The sequence below is a fragment of the Paenirhodobacter enshiensis genome (assembly GCF_000740785.1).
Taxonomy (GTDB): Bacteria; Pseudomonadota; Alphaproteobacteria; order Rhodobacterales; family Rhodobacteraceae; genus Rhodobacter; species Rhodobacter enshiensis.
This window is the reverse complement of sequence record NZ_JFZB01000009.1, coordinates 168,384-189,661: the sequence shown is the minus strand read 5'-3', so window position 1 is coordinate 189,661 and position 21,278 is coordinate 168,384. Positions and strand designations below refer to the sequence as shown.

Here is a 21,278-nt window from a genome sequence, read left to right as displayed (position 1 = left end):
CGCAAGCATTCCCCCCGCGCCCGTCGCGGGGTTTCGTATTTTCGGGGGGCGTTGATTGCCGGCCCTTTGGTCCCGCACTGCATCGGCGGCCGTCTTTCTCCGAAGGCGCCCGCCGCCCGGTGCCTCCCGCCTCACCGTCACGACAGAACGTCACTGCCGCGCAGCCTCACTGCCGCGCGCATGAAAAAGGCCGCTCCGAAGAGCGGCCTGTTCCGGATGTTCTGCGATCGGGCGAAAGCCCGGATCAGCCGACGATCTCGAGACCGGCGAAGAAGAACGAAATCTCCTGCGCGGCGGTTTCCGGAGCGTCCGAACCGTGGACCGAGTTCTCGCCGACCGAGAGGGCGAATTCCTTGCGGATGGTGCCGTCAGCGGCGTTCGCCGGGTTGGTCGCGCCCATCACTTCGCGGTTCTTCGCGATGGCGCGTTCGCCTTCCAGAACCTGAGCGACGACCGGCTCGGACGCCATGAAGCTGCACAGCTCGTCGTAGAAGGGACGTTCCTTGTGCACTTCGTAGAACTTGCCGGCCTGATCCTTGGTCAGGTGGATGCGCTTCTGCGCGACGATGCGCAGACCGGCTTCCTCGAACTTGGCATTGATCTTGCCGGTGAGGTTGCGGCGGGTCGCGTCGGGTTTGATGATCGAAAGCGTACGTTCGATGGCCATGACATGAGCCTTTCAGAGGTAAGGACCGGGCACGATCGCACGGTCGGGATGGGTCTGGCGCCTGCTACCATGGGCCAACGGCTTTGAAAACCCCCGCCGCGCGTCGAAATCTGCCCGATCCGGGCAACATTTTCGCGACAATTCGCGCCCCCGGCGGCGGATCTGCGGCCCCGCCCGGTTCGCGCCGCAGCTCTCACCCCTGCCCCATGACCCGCGACGCCATATCCCCGCCATATCCCCGATTGACGCGGCCGCGCCGCTCGGGCAGGACGGTCGCCATGCTGAAGATCTCCGACATCTCTTATTCCGTCGAAGGGCGCCCGCTGCTCGAGGGCGCCTCGGCCACCATTCCGGACGGCCACAAGGTCGGCCTCGTCGGCCCGAACGGCGCCGGCAAGACCACGCTGTTTCGCCTGATCCGCGGCGAGCTGACGCTTGAGGGCGGCACGATCGAACTGCCGTCGCGCGCCCGGGTGGGCGGCGTGGCGCAGGAGGTGCCGGCCTCGGACGTGTCGCTGATCGACACCGTTCTCGCCGCCGATACCGAGCGCACCGCGCTGATGGCCGAGGCCGAGACCGCCACCGACCCCCATCGCATCGCCGAGGTGCACGCCCGCCTTGCCGACATCGACGCCTGGTCGGCCGAGGGGCGCGCTTCGGCGATCCTCAAGGGCCTCGGTTTCGACGCCGAGGCGCAGCGCCGGCCTTGCGCGGATTTCTCCGGCGGCTGGCGGATGCGGGTGGCGCTCGCGGGGGTGCTGTTCTCGGCCCCCGATCTGCTGCTTCTGGACGAGCCGACGAACTACCTCGACCTCGAAGGCGCACTGTGGCTGGAGAATTACCTCGCGAAATACCCGCATACGGTGATCGTGATCTCGCATGACCGCGAGCTGCTGAACCATGCGGTCGGCGCGATCCTGCATCTGGAGAACCGCCGTCTGACGCTGTGGACCGGCAATTACGACACTTTCGCGCGCAACCGTGCCGCCGCCCGCGCCGTGCAGGCCGCCGAGGCGAAGAAGCAGGAAACCCGCCGCGCCCATCTGCAAAGTTTCGTCGACCGGTTCCGCGCCAAGGCCACCAAGGCCGCGCAGGCGCAGGCCCGGATCAAGATGCTGGAGAAGATGGAGCCGATCTCCGCCCCCGAGGAGGCGGCGAAGCAGGCGTTCAGCTTCCCCTCGCCCGAGCAGCTTTCGCCCCCCATCGTCTCGCTCGACGCGGTGTCGGTGGGCTATGGCGGCACGCCGGTGCTGCGCCGGCTGACGCTGCGCATCGACCAGGATGACCGGATCGCGTTGCTTGGCCGCAATGGCGAGGGAAAATCGACTTTTTCCAAGCTGTTGGATGGCAAACTTGAACCGATCGAGGGCAAGATTTCGCGCTCGTCCAAGCTGCGGATCGGCTATTTCGCGCAGCATCAGGTCGAGGAGCTGGATCTGAACGCCTCGCCGCTGCTGCATCTGCAGCGCCTGCGGCCGGAGGAATCGCAGACGAAACTGCGCGCCCGTCTGGCCGGGTTCGGGCTGCATGCCGATCAGGCCGAGACCGAGGTGCGCAAGCTCTCGGGCGGGCAGAAGGCGCGGCTGTCGCTGCTGCTCGCGACGCTCGACGCGCCGCATCTGCTGATCCTCGACGAGCCGACCAACCACCTCGATATCGAAAGCCGCGAGGCGCTGGTCGACGCGCTGAACGACTACACCGGCGCGGTGGTTCTGGTCAGCCACGACATGCACCTGCTGAGCATGGTGGCCGACCGGCTGTGGCTGGTGAAGGGCGGCAAGGTCGCCCCCTATGAGGGCGATCTGGAGCGTTACCGGGCCGAACTGCTGGCGGGAGATCCCGCCGACAAATCCGCATCGAAGCCCGCGCCGAAGCCTGCCGAGAAGCCCGCTCGCCCCTCGCGCGATCAGGTCAGCACCTTGCGCGCCGAGGCCCGCAAATGCGAAGACCGGGTGAACAAGCTCGCGGAAATGCTTGCGAAACTTGATGAAATCCTCGCCGATCCGGGGCTTTACGACGCCCCCCGCGCGGCCGAGCGCGACAAGTGGCTGCTGAAGCACGCCGAGGCCCGCACCGCCATGGCGCGCGCCGAGGAGATGTGGATGGCCGCCCTCGAAGCGCTGGAGACCGCGGAGGGCTGAGCTCCCCCCGGCACGCCCCCGGCGGGCACTGGACTTCGCCCGCCGCCGGGGGCAGGCTGCTCCCGAGTGACCGACGGAGGGCCAGATGCCGCGCAAGATCATCATCGACACCGATCCCGGACAGGACGACGCCGTGGCGATCCTGCTCGCCCTCGCGAGTCCCGATGAGATCGAGGTTCTGGGCATCACCTGCGTCGCGGGGAACGTGCCGCTCGATCTGACGACGCGCAACGCGCGGGTGTGCTGCGAACTTGCCGGCCACCCCGAGGTCAAGGTCTTCGCCGGCTGCCCGCGCCCCATCGCGCGCCCGCTGATCACCGCCGAACATGTCCATGGCCAGACCGGCCTCGACGGTTACGACCTGCCCGAACCGCAGATGGCGCTGCAACCGGGCGATGCGGTCGATTTCATCATCGACACGCTGCGCGCGGAACCCGAGGGCACGGTGACGCTGTGCACGCTCGGGCCGCTGACCAACATCGCCACCGCCTTCGCCCGCGCGCCCGACATCGTCGCCCGCGTGCAGCAACTGGTGATGATGGGCGGCGCCTATTTCGAGGTCGGCAACATCACCCCCGCGGCCGAGTTCAACATCTTCGTCGATCCCGAGGCCGCGAAGGCGGTCTTCGCCTCGGGCGTGCCCTTGGTGGTGATGCCGCTCGACGTGACGCACAAGGCGCTGACCTCGCCCGAGTGGATCGCGCGGATGGGGGCTCTCGGCACCGGGGCGGGGCGCGCCGTCGCCGGCTGGACCGGCTTCTTCGAGCGGTTCGACATGCAGAAATACGGCTCGGACGGGGCGCCGCTGCACGACCCCTGCGTCATCGCCTATGTGATCGAACCCGGCCTGTTCGAGGGCCGCTTCGTCAATGTCGAGATCGAAACCGGGTCCGAGCTGACGCTTGGCATGACCGTGACGGACTGGTGGGGCGTCACCAAGCGCGCCCCCAACGCGACCTTCATGAACCGCATCGACCGCGACGGCTTCTTCGCGCTGCTGAGCGAGCGGATCGCCCGGCTGTAACCGTGACGGCCCCCATTGACCGGCGCGCCCGAGCCCCCAGATAGACTGTCATGACGCTCACCATCGCCTTCGACAACAGTTACGCCCGCCTGCCCGGCCGCTTCCACGCCCGGCAAACCGCGACCCCGGTCGCGGAGCCGCGGCTGATCGCGCTGAACCGCGCTCTCGCGGCGCGTCTCGGCCTCGATGCGGACGCACTCGCGAGCCCCGAGGGCGTCGCGGTGCTCGCCGGCAATGCCGTGCCAGAGGGCGCCGAGCCGCTGGCGCAGGCCTATGCCGGCCATCAGTTCGGCGGCTGGGTGCCGCAACTCGGCGACGGGCGGGCGCTGCTTCTGGGCGAGATCATCGCGCCCGACGGTGCACGCTTCGATCTGCAACTGAAGGGATCGGGGCGCACGCCGTTTTCGCGCGGCGGCGACGGGCGGGCCTGGCTCGGCCCGGTGCTGCGCGAATATGTCGTGTCCGAGGCGATGGCGGCCCTCGGTCTGCCGACGACGCGGGCGTTGGCCGCCGTCGCGACCGGGGAACCCGTCTGGCGTGACGGCTTCGCCCGGCCGGGCGCGGTGCTGACCCGCGTCGCGGCAAGCCATATCCGCGTCGGCACCTTCCAGTATTTCGCCGCGCAGGGCGATACCGAGGCGGTGGCGCTTCTGGCCCGTCACGCCATCGAACGGCATTATCCGGACGCGTCGGACGCGCTTGGCCTCATCGCGGGCGTGGTCACCCGTCAGGCGCGGCTGATCGCGGGCTGGATGTCGGTGGGCTTCATCCATGGCGTGATGAACACCGACAACATGACCGTCTCGGGCGAGACCATCGACTATGGCCCCTGCGCCTTCATGGACACCTATCGGCCGGACAAGGTGTTCTCCTCGATCGACGCGGGCGGACGCTATGCCTGGGCGAACCAGCCGCAGGTGGCGCTGTGGAACCTCGCGCAGCTCGCCTCGGCGCTGCTGCCGCTGATCGCGCCCGATCAGGAAGCCGCCATCGAGGCCGCGACCGAGGTGGTGAACCGCTTCGCCGCGATCTATCAGGCCGAGTGGACCCGCCGTTTCGGCCGCAAGATCGGTCTGGCCGAGGCGGGCGAAGACGATCTGCCGCTGATCCAGAGCCTGCTCGGCGCGATGGCGCGGAACGAGGCCGATTTCACCCGCTGCTTCCACGGGCTGTCGGACGGCACCGCGCGCGACACCTTCATCGACCCGACCGCGTTCGACGCCTGGGCGGTGGACTGGCAGGCGCGCCTTGCGCGCGAGGCGGATCCCGTGGCGACGATGCAATCGGCGAACCCCGTGCGCATCCCGCGCAATCACCGCATCGAACAGGCCATCGCAGCCGCGCTCGAAGGCGATTTCGCGCCGTTCCATGCGCTCAACGCCGCCCTCGCCGCGCCTTATTCGCACGTCGAGGGGACAGAATGGCTCGAAGCCGCGCCCGAGCCCGAAGAAATCGTCGCGCGCACCTTCTGCGGAACCTGAGATGACCACCCGCATCGCCTCTTACAACACCCACAAATGCGTCGGCACGGATGGGGTGCGCAATCCCGGCCGGGTGATCGACGTGATCAACGCGCTCGGCGCCGACGTGATCGCGCTGCAGGAGGTCGACCGCCGTCTCGGCGACCGCCCCGCCGCCCTGCCCGCGCGGATGATCCAGACGCTGACCGATTACGACATCGCCGATCTGCCGCGCACCGGGCCGAATTCGCTCGGCTGGCACGGACAGGCGGTGCTGATCCGGCGCGGCGCGCGCATCGACGCGACCCATGGCATCGACCTGCCCGGCCTCGAACCGCGCGGTGCGCTGAGCGCGACGATCTCCGTCGCCGGCCGGCCGAGCTTCACCCTCTTCGCCGCCCATCTCGGCCTGCGCCGGCGCGACCGCCGCGCGCAATGGGAGCGCATCGCCCGGCAGATGGAGGACGCCCCCGCGCCGCCCCTCGCCATCGGCGATTTCAACGAATGGTCAAAGCTCAAGGGGTTCGAGCCCCTGACTGGCTTCGAGGTCCATGCACCCGGCCGCAGCTACCCGTCGCGGCTGCCCTTCGGCCGGCTCGACCGGCTGGTGACCGGCCCCGGCGTGAGGGTCGAGCGGATGGGCGTGTTCGACAGCCCCGTCGCGCGGCGCGCCTCGGATCATCTGCCGATCTGGGCTGACGTCAGCGCCATTCGCGGCTGACCCCCCGCCCCGTTCCGCCCGCCCCCGTTCGGCGCGGCGACATCTGCGGCTCCGCGACGTCTTTGTGACCGATACAGCGCCGGCACTGGACGGCGGCGGCCGGCTTTGGCACAGGAAGCAATGACGCCGCGGGATTTCGCCCGCGCGACGCCTAGCCGCACTTCTTCCGACATCCGGGACGGATTTCGCGCGCCTTCATGCCTCGGACCGGACGGAGACGATCATGGAAAATATGCGCGGCGCGCTGCTGATGGTCGCCTCGATGCTCGGCTTCGCGGCCGAAGACGCCTTCATCAAGCTCATGACGGCCGATCTGCCGATCGGTCAGGTGATTCTGGTGCTCGGCGCACTTGGCACCGGGGTCTTCGCGCTAGCGGCACGCGCACGCGGCGAGGCGCTGTTCGCCCGCGATCTGCTGCGCTGGCCGCTGCTGCTGCGCTCGTTTTGCGAATTCGCCGCGGCGTGCCTCTATATCAGCGCCATCGCGCTGACGCCGCTCGCTCAGGCCTCGGCGATCCAGCAGGCGCTGCCGCTCGTGGTGACGATGGGGGCGGCGCTGTTCATGGGCGAGCGCGTCGGCTGGCGGCGCTGGAGCGCCATCGGCGTGGGCTTTGCCGGCGTGCTGGTGGTGATCCATCCGGGGACCGAGGGGTTCTCGGCGCTGTCGCTCCTCTCGCTCGGTTCGGTGTTCTGGCTGGCGCTGCGCGATCTGGTGACGCGCACCATGCCGCCCACCGTTTCGGCGCTGCAGATCGCGGTCTGGGGCTTCGCGGCGCTGCTGCCGGCGGGCGGGCTGTTGCTGGCACTGCAGGGCGACAGTCTGCAACCGATGGACGGGATGCACTGGGGCTGGGCGGTCGGAGGATCGGTCTTCGGGGTGCTCGGCTATTATGCGCTGATCGGCGCGGTGCGGGTGGGCGAGATGTCGGTGGTGACGCCGTTCCGTTACAGCCGGCTGATCTTCGCCGTGCTGATCGGCTGGATCGCCTTCGGCGAGGCGCCGACGCTTGCCACGCTCGCGGGCGGGGCGCTGATCGTCGCCTCGGGGCTTTACACGCTGTGGCGTCAGACAGTGGCGATGCGTGCCGAGGGTCGGCAATCGCGCACTGTCCGTCGCTAACAGTCGCGCGCCCTCTTTTCGCATCGTCTGGGCCGGGATATAGATCGCGCGAAACGCTTCACCGGAGGGCCAACCCCATGAGCACGATCATCGACATTCACGCGCGCGAGATCCTCGACAGCCGCGGCAACCCGACCGTCGAGGTCGACGTCATCCTCGAAGACGGCACGATGGGCCGCGCCGCGGTTCCCTCGGGCGCCTCGACCGGCGCGCATGAGGCGCATGAGCGCCGCGACGGCGACAAGTCGCGCTACATGGGCAAGGGCGTGCTCGACGCCGTGGCCGCCGTCAACGGCGAGATCGCCGAGGCGCTGGTCGGCGAAGACGTGACCGAGCAGGTCGCCATCGACCGCGCGATGATCGAGCTCGACGGCACCGAGAACAAGTCGCGCCTCGGCGCGAACGCCATTCTCGGCGTGTCGCTCGCCTGCGCCAAGGCGGCGGCCGACTTCACCACCCAGCCGCTCTATCGCTACGTCGGCGGCACCTCGGCCCGCGTCCTGCCGGTGCCGATGATGAACATCATGAACGGCGGCGAACATGCCGACAATCCGATCGACATCCAGGAATTCATGATCATGCCGGTGGGCGCCGCGAACATCCGCGAAGCCGTGCGCATGGGCTCGGAAGTGTTCCACACGCTGAAGAAGGAACTTCAGGCGGCAGGTCTGTCGACGGGCCTCGGCGACGAAGGCGGCTTCGCGCCGAACATCGCCTCGGCCCGCGAAGCGCTCGACCTGATCCTGAAGGCGATCGAGAAGGCCGGTTACAAGCCCGGCGAGGACATCTATCTGGCCCTCGACTGCGCCTCGACCGAGTATTTCAAGAACGGCAAGTATGAGATGAAGGGCGAAGGTCTGTCGATGACCGCGGCCGAGAACGTCGAATACCTGAAGAAGCTGGTCGCCGATTACCCGATCATCTCGATCGAGGATGGCTGCGCCGAGGATGACTGGGAAGGCTGGAAGCTGCTGACCGACACGCTCGGCGACAAGGTGCAACTGGTGGGCGACGACCTGTTCGTGACCAACCCCGCCCGCCTCGCCGACGGCATCAAGGCCGGCGTGGCGAATGCGATGCTGGTGAAGGTCAACCAGATCGGCTCGCTGACCGAGACGCTGCAGGCCGTCGATATGGCCCACCGCGCCCGCTACACCAACATCATGTCGCACCGTTCGGGCGAGACCGAGGACGCGACCATCGCCGACCTCGCCGTCGCGACCAACTGCGGCCAGATCAAGACCGGCTCGCTCGCGCGGTCGGACCGGCTCGCGAAATACAACCAGCTGATCCGCATCGAGGAAATGCTGGGCGAGACCGCCGAATACGCCGGCCGCTCGATCCTGAAGTAAATACAGGGCGACGCAGCAGCCCATCGGCCGCCGGGGCACGCTCCCCGGTAGCCGAAAAGGCTCCTGACTTTCGGCTTTCCATAAATATCCCCGCCGGAGGCAAACCCGCCTGCGGCGGGTTTTCTTTTGTTTTCTTGCCTCCGGCGGGGATATTTGAGGCGAATCGAAAGCGAAACCGGAGGCGCGGATGACACAGGCAGAGGCGATCATCGACAGGCTCGGGCTGACGCGCCATCCGGAAGGCGGCTGGTTCAGGCAGACCTGGATCGGGGGCGAGGGCATCGGCGGGCGCGCTGCCGGCACCTCGATCCTGTTCCTGCTGGCGGCCGGAGAGCGCAGCCACTGGCACCGGATCGACGCGACCGAGATCTGGCATTTCCATGCCGGCGCGCCGCTGAACCTGCGGATCGCTCAGACCGCAGCGGGACCGGCCGAAGTGCTGCGCCTCGGGCCCGACGTGCTCGGGGGCGACAGACCGCAGGGCATCGTTCCGCCCGGATACTGGCAGGCGGCGGAAAGCTGCGGGAGCTGGAGCCTCGTCGGATGCACCGTGAGCCCGGCGTTCCGCTTCGAAGGGTTCGAGCTCGCCCCGCCCGGTTTCGACATTCCCTGACCGCTCAGGGCCGGCTGAGCTGTCCGCCACGGCACGGCACCGGAACACCCGTCGTCGAGGGACCGGAGATCGGCAGCCCGCGCGCGACCCGCACCGCGAGCCAGCCGAAAGCCTGCGCCTCGAGCATGTCGCCATCGAGGCCGAGCGCCTCGACCGGCTCGACCGGCAGCCCGGTCCGCTCCGCAAGCGCCGCCATCATCGCGCGGTTGTGCCGCCCCCCGCCGCAGACGTAGAGCGCGGCGGGCACCGACGGCACCTGCGCAAGCCCCCGCTCCACCGCGGCCGCCGCGCAGCCGGTCAGCGTCGCCGCCGCATCGGCATCGGAGAGCCCCTCGACCGCCTGCTGCAGCCCCGCGAAAGCGTCCCGGTCCAGCGATTTCGGCGGCAGGCGATGGAAATAGTCCGCATCGAGGAAGCGTTCGATCACCCCGGCATCGGCCTGCCCCGACAGCGCCAGAGCCCCGCCTTCGTCGCGGCTTTCTCCAAGGCGGCGGTGCATCAGATCGTTGATCGGCGCATTTGCCGGCCCGGTATCGAAGGCGAGGAGCGCCCCGGGCGCCTCCGGCCCCGCCACCCGCGGATCGAGCCAGGTGACATTGCCCACGCCGCCGAGGTTCAGAAACGCCACCGGCGCCCTGAGCCCGGCCCATTGCGCGCAGGCGAAATGGAAGAACGGCGCGAGCGGCGCCCCTTCGCCGCCCTGCGCCACGTCTTCGGAGCGGAAATCCCAGGCGACCGGCGTGCCAAGCGCCGCGGCCAGCCGCGCACCTGAGCCCGCCTGATGGGTGCGGCGCGTGCCGCGCGGATCGTGCGCCAGGGTCTGACCGTGAAAGCCGATGAGTTCCGCCCCGGTGAAGCCAGACAGCAATTCGGCATGGGCGGCCTCGACGATCCGGGCCGCGTCGGAAACCCCCGGCTCTGCCGGCCAGCGCCCGAGGGCCGCGCGCAGAACCCCCTGCTCGGCCGCCGTGTAAGGGCGATAGCCCGCCTTGCCGAAGCCCGCGATGGCGATCCCGTCGGTCTCGATTTCCGCCGCATCCACCCCGTCGAGCGAGGTTCCCGACATGGTTCCGACCGCGCGCACCATTCCAGACCGCAACATGGCTTTCCCTTTCAGCTGCGCGGAGATATACGCATGGCGCCTAACAAGGGACAAGCACGATGACCTACCATCCCAGATCCGACTTCCTGTCGACCATCATCGAGCGCGGCTACCTTGCGGATTGCACCGATCTGCAAGAGCTGGACGCGGCACTGACGAAGGGGATGGTCACCGCCTATATCGGCTATGATGCCACGGCGGCCTCGCTGCATGTGGGGCATCTGCTCAACATCATGCTGCTGCGCTGGTTCCAGAAGACCGGCAACAAGCCGATCACGCTGATGGGCGGGGGCACCACCAAGGTGGGCGATCCCTCGTTCCGCTCGGAAGAGCGGCCGCTGCTGACGCCCGAGAAGATCGACGACAACATCGCCGGCATGGGGCGGGTGTTCGCGCGCTACCTCGATTACGGTGCGACGGGCAACGACGCGCTGATGCTGAACAATGCCGAGTGGCTCGACGATCTGAACTACCTCGAATTCCTGCGCGACATCGGGCGGCATTTCTCGGTCAACCGGATGCTGTCGTTCGATTCCGTCAAGACCCGGCTCGACCGCGAGCAGTCGCTGAGCTTCCTCGAATTCAACTACATGATCCTGCAGGCCTATGACTTCCTCGAACTGAACCGGCGCTACGGGTGCCAGTTGCAGATGGGCGGCTCGGATCAGTGGGGCAATATCGTCAACGGCATCGACCTGACGCGCCGGGTGAACGACCATGTGATCTGGGGGCTGACCACGCCGCTGCTGACCACCTCGGACGGGCGCAAGATGGGCAAGTCGCAGGGCGGCGCGATCTGGCTGAACGGCGAGATGCTGTCGCCCTACAATTTCTGGCAGTTCTGGCGCAACACCACCGACGCCGATGTCGGCCGGTTCCTGAAGCTTTACACCGATCTGCCGGTGGTCGAATGCGACCGTCTGGCGCGGCTCGGCGGGTCCGAGATCAACCATGCCAAGATCGTTCTGGCGAATGAGGTCACGACGCTGCTGCACGGCGCCGAGGCAGCAGCCGCGGCCGAACAGACCGCGCGCGAAGTGTTCGAGAACGGCGGCGTGGGCGAGGAACTTCCGACGCTGGAACTGACGGTCGAGGACGTGGCCGACGGTATCAGCCTCGCGCAGATGGTGATCCGCGCGGGTCTGGCCAAGACCGGCAAGGACGGCAAGCGGCTGATCTCGGAAGGTGGGCTCAAGGTCAATGACGAGATCTGCGTCGATCCGGGCCGGATGTTCGGCGCGGGCGAGCTGAACGAGCCGGTGAAGCTCTCGGCCGGCAAGAAGCGTCACGCGCTGATCGTGCTGAAGTAACCGCCACCGACCTGCTCCCTGAGCTGTCCGAAGCCCGCCGGCCCTGCCGGCGGGCTTTCTCTTGTGCCGGGGGGCGGAAGGGCGACGAGGGGGGCTCCGCGCCGCAAAACAGCGGGTTAAGGGCTGCCCCACAGGACGTGGAAAGACAGGGGGCTCTGCCCCCTCGGGCCTCGCGGCCCTCACCCCCGGGATATTTTCGGCAAAGATGAAAGGCAAAAACACCCGACTTGCGAGGATTTCGCCGAACCATCTCGCGGCGCCGGTTCACGTGAAGATGCGGAAGGCTCCCGGACGGTCAGCCGGGAGGAACGGAGGAGCTTTCGGGCCCGATCCCCGCCTCAGGTTCCTCACTGGCGGACAGCTCATCCGCCAGGGGGCCTTGCGCGATCGTCTCCGGTTCGGTCGGAGCGGCATCCGGAAGCGCAGCAGGCGCGGCCTCGGCACTGGCGGCCAGGGCCTCCGCCTCGGTCGCGATGGCGGCAAGGGCTTCGGCAAGCCCCTCGGGCAAGGCGGGCGGAGCCGCGCAGACCTCGGCCAGGGCTGTCTCGGCTGCGAGACGGGCGGTCTCGGCCCCGGTCAGGCGGGTTTCGAGGGTGCGCAACTGGCGCTGCGCCGCGAGAGTCTTGTCGGCCAGCATCAGTCCCGCCATCAGCAGCATCTTCGGCTCTGTCATCCGCCCGATCGCACGGACAAGAACGCTGGCCTCGGCATCGAGGAGACCCGCCGCGGCCTGCAGCGCGGGCTCCTGACCGGCCTCGCACAGCACTTCGAAACTGCGCCCGCCGATCGATATCCGGACTTCAGGCATGATCGGCTCCTTCTTGCGTGGGATCGGCAGGGGGCTGGACGGCCGCCCCGGAAGCCGGCGATGCGATCAGCGGGTCGATCGCGGCGACGATGGCGCCGATCTCGGTCAGCTCCAGCCGGCGTTCGGCGCGCAGGGCGCAGAGCTCGGCGCGCAGGGCCATGTCGGCGAGCGGGCCGTTCAGATCGCCTTCCGCCGCCAGCAGAACCCGGTTCGCCTCGACGAGATCGCGGTTCAGCCGGCGCAGGCGCGACAGCTCCGCCTCGGCCTCGGCGAGGCGGCGTTCGAGCCCGGCGACGGCGGTCTGCTGCTTCTCGCCCAGAAGCCGCACTCTTTCGGACAGCGCCGCATTCGCCGCGCGTTCGGCCGCGAGCGCGCCATCGGATACGGAAGCGGACGCGCAGGATCGGGCCTGAAGTGCCGCGACACCGGCCCCGATGCGGGCAAACGCCGCACCGATCCGGGCCTCGCAATCGGCGATGGCGTCGAGCTGCGCCAGTGGCTGCGCCGGTGTCTGTGTCATCCCTGCCCTCCCCGAATCGCGGGCTTTTCGCTTTGCATTCCAGATTACCGCGACCGGCCCCGCCATCCCACCCTTTTGCATCAAGCACTTGGGCAGCACGCTTGAACTTGCCCCGATCCCTGCTATCAGGGGCGCAGGTTATCGCAAACACAGCCATCGAAAGGACAGGCCGGTGGATATCGCCACGCTGCGCGCCAATCACCCCGAGCATTGGAAACTTGCGACCGCGATCCGCGTTCTCGCGATGGATGCGGTGCAGGCCGCGAACTCCGGCCATCCGGGTATGCCGATGGGCATGGCGGACGTGGCGACGGTGCTGTTCTCGAAGCATCTGAAGTTCGATGCGAAAGCGCCCCGCTGGGCTGACCGCGACCGCTTCGTGCTGTCGGCGGGCCATGGCTCGATGCTGCTTTACGCGCTGCTGTATCTGACCGGCTACGAGCAGGCGACGCTCGATCAGATCAAGTCGTTCCGGCAGTGGGGCTCGCGCATGGCGGGGCACCCGGAATACGGCCATCTCGAAGGCGTCGAGACCACCACGGGCCCGCTCGGTCAGGGGATTTCGACCGCGGTCGGCATGGCGATGGCGGAAAAGTCGATGGCGGCGCGCTTCGGCAAGAAGGTCGTCGATCACCGGATCTGGGTCATCGCGGGCGACGGCTGCCTGATGGAGGGCATCAGCCAGGAGGCCATCGGGCTTGCCGGCAAGCAGCAGCTCGACAATCTGGTCGTGCTTTGGGACGACAACAACATCACCATCGACGGCCGGGTCTCGGTCGCCGACATCACCGACCAGAAGGCGCGCTTCGCCGCCTCGGGCTGGACGGTTCTGGCCTGCGACGGCCATGACCCCGAAGATATCGAGCGCGCGCTGAGCGCGGCCGAAACCGCGAAGGGCCCGGTTCTCGTCGACTGCAAGACCATCATCGGCTTCGGCGCGCCGCACAAGGCCGACAGCCACGCCGCCCATGGCGCGCCGCTCGGGGCCGAGGAAATCGCCGCCACGAAAGAGATCTACGGCTGGCCCTACGGGCCGTTCGAGATCCCGGCCGAGATCAAATCCGCCTGGGAAGCCATCGGTTCGAAGGGCGCCGCGGATCATGCCGAATGGCAGGTCCGGTTCGAGGCGCTGTCGGGTGCCAAGCAGGCCGAGTTCGAGCGTCAGGTGACGCATGGCGTGTCGAAGAAGCTCGCCACCGCGATCCGCGCCTTCAAGAAGGCCCAGTCGGAAGCCGCGCCCAAGGTCGCGACCCGCAAGGCCTCGGAAATGGTGCTGGCCGCGGTCAACCCGGTGCTGCCCGAGACGATGGGCGGTTCGGCCGACCTGACCGGCTCGAACCTCACGCTGACCCCGGGCCTTGGCGATTTCTCGGCCGAGAACCGCAAGGGCCGCTACATCCGCTACGGCATCCGCGAACACGGCATGGCCGCGGCGATGAACGGTCTGTATCTGCACGGCGGCGTGCGCCCCTATGGCGGAACCTTCTTCTGCTTCACCGATTACGCGCGCGGCGCGATGCGGCTCTCGGCGCTGATGGGGGTTCCGGCGGTCTATGTCATGACGCATGACAGCATCGGGCTTGGCGAAGACGGCCCGACGCACCAGCCGGTCGAGCATCTGGCGATGTGCCGCGCGACGCCGAACACCTGGACCTTCCGCCCGGCCGACGTGATCGAGACCGCCGAGGCCTGGGAACTGGCGCTGTCGTCCGAGCGCACCCCCTCGGTCCTCGCGCTGAGCCGGCAGAACCTGCCGACGCTGCGCACGAAGCATACCACCCAGAACCTGACCGCGAAGGGTGCCTATGTCCTCGAGGAAGCGGCCGGCAAGCGTCAGGCGATCCTGATGGCCACCGGCTCCGAGGTCGAGATCGCGATGAAGGCGCGCGACATCCTGCAATCGCAGGCGATCGGCACCCGTGTCGTCTCGGTCCCCTGCATGGAGCTGTTCGCGGCGCAGGACGAGGCTTACCGGCGCCGGGTTCTGCCCGCGGGCGCGGTGCGCGTCGCCGTCGAGGCTGCCGTGCAGCAGCCCTGGGACCGCTGGCTGATGGGCGAGCGCGGCAGCGAGAAGAAGGCGGGCTTCGTCGGTATGACGGGCTTCGGCGCTTCCGCCCCGGCGAACGAACTCTATCAGCACTTCGGCATCACCCCCGAGGCCATCGCCGAGAAGGTGAAGAGCCTGCTGTGAGCCCGCTTCACACATCTGACGAAGCGAGGGGGCCAGCGGTGGCCCCCTTGTCGCCTGAGGCGCAGACCGGGACGCCGGCTGAGGTCCGGACTGCGGCCGCCGCCCCGGTGACGGCGCCGCATGGCAGGCTCGGCCTTGGGATCGCGCTGCTTTTGGGCGCAGTCGGGCTGTTCACGCTGATGGACGCGGCCGCGAAGCATCTGCAACAGACCTACCCGATGGCTCAGGTCGCCTGGGCGCGCTTCGCGATCAACCTCGCGCTGGTCGGACTGGTGTTCCGCGGCCGGTTCCTGCCGCTGTTCCGCACCCGTCAGCCGCTGTATCAGGGGCTGCGCGGGGTGATGCAGGTCGGCACGATCTTGCTGTTCTTCTTCGCGATCACGCATATCGGCCTCGCCGAGGCGGACGCGCTGTTCGAGATCAACCCGGTGCTGATCGTGCTGGGCGCTGCGCTGTTTCTGGGAGAGAAGATCGGCCCGCGCCGGATCGCGGCGATTGCCGTGGCCTTCGTCGGCGCGCTGATCATCCTGCGACCGGGCATGTCGGCGTTCAGCCTGCCGGCCCTTCTCGCCTTTCTGTCGGCCTTCACCTACACCGTCGGCAATCTGCTGACCCGGGTGGTGCGCAACGATCCGCTGGCGACCTCGGTGATCTGGTCGGCGGCGGTGGGCACCGCGCTGACCTCGGTGCTGCTGCCCTTCGTCTGGCAGCCGGTCGCGGCCGCGGATTTCCCGATGTTTCTGCTGGTCGGTCTGCTCGGTTCCGCCGGTCAGGTGCTGATCATCCGCGCCTTCAGCGTGGCCGAGGCCGGAATCCTTGCCCCGTTCGGTTATGCCGGGCTGATTTTCGCCGGTTTCTGGGGCTGGCTGTTCTTTGACCAGCTCCCCGACCGCTGGACGGTGACCGGTGCGCTTGTGATCGCCGGGGCCGGGCTTTATGTCTGGTATCTCGAACGGAAATCCGCCTGATCTGCAGATGAGCCATCCCCTGAAACCCAGCCTGACCGACCGTCTGTCGAACGCCGCCTTCCGCGCGGTGATGGGTCTTGCGCTGGTGTTGCCCTACGAAAAGCGGGTGCCGATGATGGGCTGGATCGTGTCGCGGCTGATCGCGCCGGTCGCGGGCTGGCGCCGCCGCATCCGCGAGAACCTGCATCTGGTCTTCCCCGAGATGGACCCGGCCGAGGTCGAGCGTCTGGTGCGCGCGGTGCCCGACAACATGGGCCGTTCCATCGCCGAGACCTATTCGGGCGACGAGTTCACCCGCCGGATGCAGGCAAGCCCCGTCGAGGGGCCGGGTCTCGCAGCCCTCGAGGCTGCGCGCGACACCGGCCGCGCCGTGATCATCGCGGGCTCGCATTTCGGCAATTACGACGCCTGGCGCGCCGCGCTGACCGGGCACGGCTTCCCCGTCGGCGGGGTTTATCGGCCGATGGACAACGCATTGTTCAACGACCATTACGTCAAGGCGATCGAGGCGATCTCGCTGCCGCTGTTCGCGCGCGGGCGCGACATGCGCGAGATGCTGCGCTTTCTGAAGAAGGGCGGCATGGTCGCGCTGGCCTTCGATCAGCATTTCAGTTCGGCCCCGGTGCTGCGGTTTTTCGGGCTGCCGGCGAAGACCGCCATCTCGGCCGCCGAGATGGCGCTGCGTCTGGATGTCGATCTGATTCCGATCTACGCGATCCGTCAGCCCGACGGGCTGAGCTTTCGTATCCATGTCGACGCGCCGGTGCCGCACAGCGATGCCCTGAGCATGACCCAGACGCTGAACGACCGGCTGGAGGCGATGATCCGTGCCCATATGGATCAATGGCTGTGGGTGCACAGGCGCTGGAAAGGCGTGAAGCGCGACGGCAAGCGGGGCTGAGACGCCAAAGTTCAGCACCGGAGCGGAAACGCGGCTCGGCTCGTCCGGAACGGGGCAAAGGAAGGGGGCTCTGCCCCCTCGGGCCTCTCGGCCCTCACCCCCGGGATATTTGTGGAAAGATGAAAGAAACAGGGCACGCCCGGCGGCGGAGCGCAGCTTTGCCGCCTGCCGGCTCAGTTCAGGCGGGCGGCGGCGAGGATCGGGCCGGGCAGCGAGCCGGACTTTCCGGGCAGGACCGATTGCACGATAACCACCGCCGGCTGATCGCCGTCGATGCGCGCCGCGAGCCGGGTCTCGCTGCGGCCATCCCAGTCGGCGACCGAATGCCAGGCGGTGACCACGTTGACGTAATCGACCACCATTCCGGCATTTTCGCCACGCAAAATCGCCACCCGGGCATGAGGGGCATAACGCACGATCTGCACCACGGCCGGAAAATCGAGCGGCTTCGGCGCACCGAGGTCGATCACATAACGCCCGTCGTCACCCGAGACGTTCAGCACCACCAGAGCCGGACGGGCCTTCTCTCCGGCGATCATCCCGTCGAGCGCGGACATGTCCGACCCGATCAGCGACTGCGCGCCACCGACCACCATCTGCGGAGTGTAGATCGACCGCGAATGCGCGGCACGGGCATAGGCCTTCTGGCGCGAGGTGAATGCGGGTTGGGCGAAGGGATCCTCCCAGCCGAGATAGTCCCAGTAATCGACATGCAGCGACAGCGCGATGACATCGGGACGCGCCGCGTAGGCCATGAAGGATTCGTCGGCTGGCGGGCAGGACGAACAGCCCTGAGAGGTGAACATTTCGACCACCACCGGCCCGCGCGAGGGCTGGGTGCCGCGCGGAGCGAGCGACATCAGACCGCCGGTGCCGTCCTCGCCCGAAATCGCGCGTTCGAGGGCCTGATTCAGCCGGTCGATCAGCGCGGCTCCGGGCAGGGAAGATCCGGACTGAGAGCTTGCCCCCGCAGATACGCCGGAAGATGCCGCCGGGGACGAAGCGGCGGGCTCCGTTCCGGATGCGGCCGGGGCTGCGGAACCGGGCACAGAGGTCTCTGACGGCTGCTGCGCAAGGGCCGTCTGCGCCGCGCCGATCACCAGAGCAAAAGCCAGACAGCCGCATGCGACAGTTCCGATGATCGCATCCGCCCGCTTCATTCCACCTCTTCCGCACTCGGGGACATTGCACAAACCCTATGCGTTGCCCCTGCCCTTGGCCAATCAAGGTTTTGCGATTTTCACGCCGCCGCCGCAACCCCGCAGGCGCGATCGCGTGAACGAACCGGACGTCGGAGTGCCGGCACGGCGCATTCGCGGCCTTGCTGTCTCTCTGCGTCCGGCCTGAGCGCACGACCGCGGTGTGCAATAGTATACAAAAATTCCACGCCCCTCTTGATCGCGCCGGGCGAATGGGGCAAACAACGCGCAGCGACACCCTATCAGCCAAGGGAGGCCATGATGTCCATCGTCACCGGTAAGGACACTGCCAAGACCCGCCGCAAACTCAGCGTCGGCGGCAAGTCCTATTCCTACTTCTCGATTCCCGCCGCGCAGGACGCGGGTCTGGGCGACTTCTCGAAGCTGCCGGCTTCGCTGAAGGTCGTGCTCGAGAACCTGCTCCGCTTCGAGGATGCGGGCTTCACGGTGTCGGTCGACGACATCAAGGCGTTCGGCGAATGGGCCGAAAAGGGCGGCAAGAATCCGCGCGAAATCGCCTATCGTCCGGCCCGCGTCCTGATGCAGGACTTCACCGGCGTTCCGGCCGTGGTCGACCTCGCCGCGATGCGCGACGGGATCAAGGCGCTCGGCGGCGACGCCAAGAAGATCAACCCGCTGGTTCCGGTCGACCTCGTGATCGACCACTCGGTGATGATCGACGAATTCGGCACCCCGCGCGCCTTCCAGCGCAACGTCGAACTCGAATACGAGCGCAACATGGAGCGTTACCAGTTCCTGAAGTGGGGCCAGGGCGCGTTCGACAACTTCCGCGTCGTGCCTCCGGGGACCGGCATCTGCCACCAGGTCAACCTTGAGTACCTCGCCCAGACCGTCTGGACCGACACCGACCAGAACGGCGAGACCGTGGCCTATCCGGACACGCTCGTGGGCACCGACAGCCACACCACCATGGTCAACGGCGCGGCCGTTCTGGGCTGGGGCGTGGGCGGTATCGAGGCCGAGGCCGCGATGCTCGGTCAGCCGGTCTCGATGCTGATCCCGGAAGTCGTCGGCTTCAAGCTGACCGGCAAGATGGTCGAAGGCACCACCGGCACCGACCTCGTGCTGAAGGTCGTGCAGATGCTGCGCAAGCATGGCGTGGTCGGCAAGTTCGTCGAATTCTACGGCGAAGGCCTCGATCACCTGCCGCTGGCTCAGCGTGCGACCATCGCCAACATGGCGCCGGAATACGGTGCGACCTGCGGCTTCTTCCCGATCGACGCCGAAACGCTGCGCTACCTGCGCCAGACCGGCCGTTCGGAAGAGCGTCTCGCCCTCGTCGAAGCCTATGCCAAGGAAAACGGCTTCTGGCGCGGTGCGGATTACGCGCCGATCTACTCGTCGCATCTCGAACTCGACATGGCGACCATCGTTCCGGCGATCTCGGGTCCGAAGCGTCCGCAGGATTACCTGCCGCTGACCGAAGCCTCGGGCGCCTTCTCGAAGGTCGTCGCCGGCTATCGCGGGATCGACATCTCGGCCGACGCCAAGGACATGGCCGACGAAGGCCCGATCGCCACGAAGTCGATCGAGGTCATCAAGTCGGTCCCCGTCGAGGGCAAGGACTACAAGATCAATGACGGTTCGGTGGTGATCGCGGCAATCACGTCGTGCACCAACACCTCGAACCCCTATGTGCTGATCGGCGCCGGCCTCGTCGCGCGCAAGGCGCGTGCGCTCGGCCTGACCCGCAAGCCCTGGGTCAAGACCTCGCTCGCCCCCGGATCGCAGGTCGTCGAGGAATACCTCAAGGCCGCAAACCTGCAGGAAGATCTCGACGCGCTCGGGTTCAACCTCGTGGGCTTCGGCTGCACCACCTGCATCGGCAACTCGGGCCCGCTCGGCGATCCGGCGATCTCGAAGGCGATCAACGACAACGATCTGGTCGCGACCGCCGTCCTGTCGGGCAACCGCAACTTCGAAGGCCGCATCAGCCCCGACGTGCGCGCGAACTACCTGGCCTCCCCGCCGCTCGTGGTGGCCTATGCGATCGCCGGCGACATGAACATCGACATCTCCAAGGATGCGATCGGCACCTCGAAGGACGGCAAGCCGGTCTATCTGAAGGACATCTGGCCGACCGACAAGGAAGTCTCGGATCTCGTCGATGCCGTCGTGACCCGTCAGGCCTTCCTCGAGAAGTACGCGGACGTGTTCAAGGGCGATGCCAACTGGCAGGGCGTGAAGGTCACCGAAGGGGAAACCTACGACTGGCCGGCCAGCTCGACCTACATCCAGAACCCGCCCTACTTCAAAGGCATGTCGAAGGAACCGGGCACGATCTCGAACGTGCGCGACGCGCGCATCCTCGCGATCCTCGGCGACATGATCACCACCGACCACATCTCGCCCGCGGGCTCGTTCAAGCCGACCACCCCGGCCGGCAAGTACCTGACCGAGCGTCAGGTCGCGCCGAAGGACTTCAACAGCTACGGTTCGCGCCGCGGCAACCACGAAGTCATGATGCGCGGCACCTTCGCCAACATCCGCATCAAGAACGAGATGCTCGATGGCGTCGAGGGTGGCTACACCAAGGGCCCGAACGGCGAACAGACGACGATCTTCGACGCCTCGATGGAGTATCAGGAAGCGGGCGTTCCGCTGGTGATCTTCGGCGGCATCGAATACGGCGCGGGTTCGTCGCGTGACTGGGCGGCCAAGGGCACCAACCTGCTGGGCGTCAAGGCGGTCATCGCCGAGAGCTTCGAGCGTATCCACCGCTCGAACCTGATCGGCATGGGCGTCATCCCGTTCGAGTTCACCGGCGGCGACAACCGCAAGACGCTGAACCTGAAGGGCGACGAGGTCGTGACGATCGAAGGGCTCGAAGGCGACATCAAGCCGCTGTCGCTGGTTCCGTGCACGATCACCTATGCCGACGGTTCGACCAAGACCATCCAGCTCAAGAGCCGGATCGATACCGAAGTCGAGATCGTCTACCTCAAGAACGGCGGCGTGCTGCACTACGTGCTGCGCAACCTCGCCAAGGCCTGAGGCAAGGCGAAAGCCGAATAGACCTGACGAAGCGCCCGGAGGTAACCCTCCGGGCGCTTTGCTTTCCGGGACGTGCACACGCCCCGAACCGCTTGCCCGCGTTCAGGGCATGAAAAAAGGGGGCGCTGCCCCCTCGGGCCTTCGGCCCTCACCCCCGGGATATTTA

At 67.5% G+C, this 21,278-nt stretch carries 17 protein-coding genes; 12 read left to right on the top strand and 5 right to left on the bottom strand.

Features of this window, described 5'->3' with window-relative positions:
* Positions 1–244: 244 nt before the first annotated feature.
* A complete protein-coding gene (ndk, locus tag CG50_RS07555) occupies positions 245–667 on the bottom strand; it encodes a nucleoside-diphosphate kinase (protein ID WP_036636631.1) in 423 nt (140 codons plus the stop codon).
* Between the two features lie 278 nt (positions 668–945).
* Between ndk and CG50_RS07550 the strand changes: the two genes are divergently transcribed.
* The 7 genes from CG50_RS07550 (at position 946) to CG50_RS07520 (ending at position 9,098) form a co-directional block, all read left to right on the top strand.
* Positions 946–2,808, top strand: a complete 1,863-nt coding sequence (locus CG50_RS07550) for an ABC-F family ATP-binding cassette domain-containing protein (protein WP_036636629.1) — start codon at positions 946–948, stop codon at positions 2,806–2,808.
* Between the two features lie 85 nt (positions 2,809–2,893).
* Positions 2,894–3,832: a nucleoside hydrolase gene (locus CG50_RS07545; protein WP_036636627.1), complete on the top strand. Its 939-nt coding sequence runs from the start codon at positions 2,894–2,896 to the stop codon at positions 3,830–3,832.
* Positions 3,833–3,882: 50 nt separating this feature from the next.
* A complete protein-coding gene (locus CG50_RS07540; RefSeq protein ID WP_036636625.1) occupies positions 3,883–5,313 on the top strand; it encodes a protein adenylyltransferase SelO in 1,431 nt (476 codons plus the stop codon).
* 1 nt (position 5,314) lies between these two features.
* On the top strand, positions 5,315–6,013 hold the full coding sequence (locus CG50_RS07535) for an endonuclease/exonuclease/phosphatase family protein (protein WP_036636623.1): 699 nt from the start codon (positions 5,315–5,317) through the stop codon (positions 6,011–6,013).
* Between the two features lie 223 nt (positions 6,014–6,236).
* On the top strand, positions 6,237–7,133 hold the full coding sequence (locus CG50_RS07530; protein WP_036636621.1) for a DMT family transporter: 897 nt from the start codon (positions 6,237–6,239) through the stop codon (positions 7,131–7,133).
* Positions 7,134–7,210: 77 nt separating this feature from the next.
* A complete protein-coding gene (gene eno, locus CG50_RS07525; RefSeq protein WP_036636619.1) occupies positions 7,211–8,485 on the top strand; it encodes a phosphopyruvate hydratase in 1,275 nt (424 codons plus the stop codon).
* 187 nt (positions 8,486–8,672) lie between these two features.
* A complete protein-coding gene (locus CG50_RS07520) occupies positions 8,673–9,098 on the top strand; it encodes a cupin domain-containing protein (RefSeq protein WP_036636617.1) in 426 nt (141 codons plus the stop codon).
* A 4-nt stretch (positions 9,099–9,102) separates the two neighbouring features.
* Here CG50_RS07520 and CG50_RS07515 read toward each other — a convergent pair whose 3' ends face one another.
* The gene (locus CG50_RS07515) at positions 9,103–10,200 is read right to left on the bottom strand and encodes an anhydro-N-acetylmuramic acid kinase (protein ID WP_036636614.1); all 1,098 of its coding nucleotides are present in this window, start codon (positions 10,198–10,200) and stop codon (positions 9,103–9,105) included.
* A gap of 59 nt (positions 10,201–10,259) precedes the next feature.
* Here CG50_RS07515 and tyrS point away from each other — a divergent pair, with 59 nt between their 5' ends.
* Entirely contained in the window at positions 10,260–11,510 is a 1,251-nt protein-coding gene (tyrS, locus tag CG50_RS07510) for a tyrosine--tRNA ligase (RefSeq protein ID WP_036636612.1), read from the top strand.
* Between the two features lie 295 nt (positions 11,511–11,805).
* Here the strand turns inward: tyrS and CG50_RS07505 are convergent, their stop codons facing one another.
* The gene (locus CG50_RS07505; RefSeq protein ID WP_081880332.1) at positions 11,806–12,318 is read right to left on the bottom strand and encodes a cell division protein ZapA; all 513 of its coding nucleotides are present in this window, start codon (positions 12,316–12,318) and stop codon (positions 11,806–11,808) included.
* Positions 12,311–12,838, bottom strand: coding sequence for a hypothetical protein (locus CG50_RS07500; protein WP_051909693.1), 528 nt, complete (start codon positions 12,836–12,838; stop codon positions 12,311–12,313). Before CG50_RS07500 ends, CG50_RS07505 begins: the two co-directional genes overlap by 8 nt.
* Positions 12,839–13,010: 172 nt before the next feature.
* Between CG50_RS07500 and tkt the strand changes: the two genes are divergently transcribed.
* The 3 genes from tkt to CG50_RS07485 are packed head-to-tail and all read left to right on the top strand — an operon-like array spanning position 13,011 to position 16,898.
* Positions 13,011–15,029 (top strand): transketolase, encoded by a 2,019-nt coding sequence (tkt, locus tag CG50_RS07495; protein ID WP_036636610.1) that lies wholly within the window; start codon positions 13,011–13,013, stop codon positions 15,027–15,029.
* 38 nt (positions 15,030–15,067) lie between these two features.
* Positions 15,068–15,997, top strand: coding sequence for a DMT family transporter (locus CG50_RS07490; RefSeq protein ID WP_245615636.1), 930 nt, complete (start codon positions 15,068–15,070; stop codon positions 15,995–15,997).
* A 7-nt stretch (positions 15,998–16,004) separates the two neighbouring features.
* On the top strand, positions 16,005–16,898 hold the full coding sequence (locus CG50_RS07485) for a lysophospholipid acyltransferase family protein (protein ID WP_051909691.1): 894 nt from the start codon (positions 16,005–16,007) through the stop codon (positions 16,896–16,898).
* A 173-nt stretch (positions 16,899–17,071) separates the two neighbouring features.
* Here the strand turns inward: CG50_RS07485 and CG50_RS07480 are convergent, their stop codons facing one another.
* Entirely contained in the window at positions 17,072–18,058 is a 987-nt protein-coding gene (locus CG50_RS07480) for a DUF1223 domain-containing protein (RefSeq protein ID WP_051909690.1), read from the bottom strand.
* 300 nt (positions 18,059–18,358) lie between these two features.
* Between CG50_RS07480 and acnA the strand changes: the two genes are divergently transcribed.
* Complete coding sequence (gene acnA / locus CG50_RS07475) at positions 18,359–21,112, top strand: aconitate hydratase AcnA (RefSeq protein ID WP_036636605.1); 2,754 nt, start codon at positions 18,359–18,361, stop codon at positions 21,110–21,112.
* Positions 21,113–21,278 lie beyond the last annotated feature (166 nt).

What these genes read in the sequence shown, in the direction of transcription:
- ndk (WP_036636631.1), bottom strand. Translation starts at nt 667, where the DNA reads ATGGCCATCGAACGTACGCTTTCGATCATCAAACCCGACGCGACCCGC.
- CG50_RS07550 (WP_036636629.1), top strand. Translation starts at nt 946, where the DNA reads ATGCTGAAGATCTCCGACATCTCTTATTCCGTCGAAGGGCGCCCGCTG.
- CG50_RS07545 (WP_036636627.1), top strand. Translation starts at nt 2,894, where the DNA reads ATGCCGCGCAAGATCATCATCGACACCGATCCCGGACAGGACGACGCC.
- CG50_RS07540 (WP_036636625.1), top strand. Translation starts at nt 3,883, where the DNA reads ATGACGCTCACCATCGCCTTCGACAACAGTTACGCCCGCCTGCCCGGC.
- CG50_RS07535 (WP_036636623.1), top strand. Translation starts at nt 5,315, where the DNA reads ATGACCACCCGCATCGCCTCTTACAACACCCACAAATGCGTCGGCACG.
- CG50_RS07530 (WP_036636621.1), top strand. Translation starts at nt 6,237, where the DNA reads ATGGAAAATATGCGCGGCGCGCTGCTGATGGTCGCCTCGATGCTCGGC.
- eno (WP_036636619.1), top strand. Translation starts at nt 7,211, where the DNA reads ATGAGCACGATCATCGACATTCACGCGCGCGAGATCCTCGACAGCCGC.
- CG50_RS07520 (WP_036636617.1), top strand. Translation starts at nt 8,673, where the DNA reads ATGACACAGGCAGAGGCGATCATCGACAGGCTCGGGCTGACGCGCCAT.
- CG50_RS07515 (WP_036636614.1), bottom strand. Translation starts at nt 10,200, where the DNA reads ATGTTGCGGTCTGGAATGGTGCGCGCGGTCGGAACCATGTCGGGAACC.
- tyrS (WP_036636612.1), top strand. Translation starts at nt 10,260, where the DNA reads ATGACCTACCATCCCAGATCCGACTTCCTGTCGACCATCATCGAGCGC.
- CG50_RS07505 (WP_081880332.1), bottom strand. Translation starts at nt 12,318, where the DNA reads ATGCCTGAAGTCCGGATATCGATCGGCGGGCGCAGTTTCGAAGTGCTG.
- CG50_RS07500 (WP_051909693.1), bottom strand. Translation starts at nt 12,838, where the DNA reads ATGACACAGACACCGGCGCAGCCACTGGCGCAGCTCGACGCCATCGCC.
- CG50_RS07485 (WP_051909691.1), top strand. Translation starts at nt 16,005, where the DNA reads ATGAGCCATCCCCTGAAACCCAGCCTGACCGACCGTCTGTCGAACGCC.
- CG50_RS07480 (WP_051909690.1), bottom strand. Translation starts at nt 18,058, where the DNA reads ATGAAGCGGGCGGATGCGATCATCGGAACTGTCGCATGCGGCTGTCTG.
- acnA (WP_036636605.1), top strand. Translation starts at nt 18,359, where the DNA reads ATGTCCATCGTCACCGGTAAGGACACTGCCAAGACCCGCCGCAAACTC.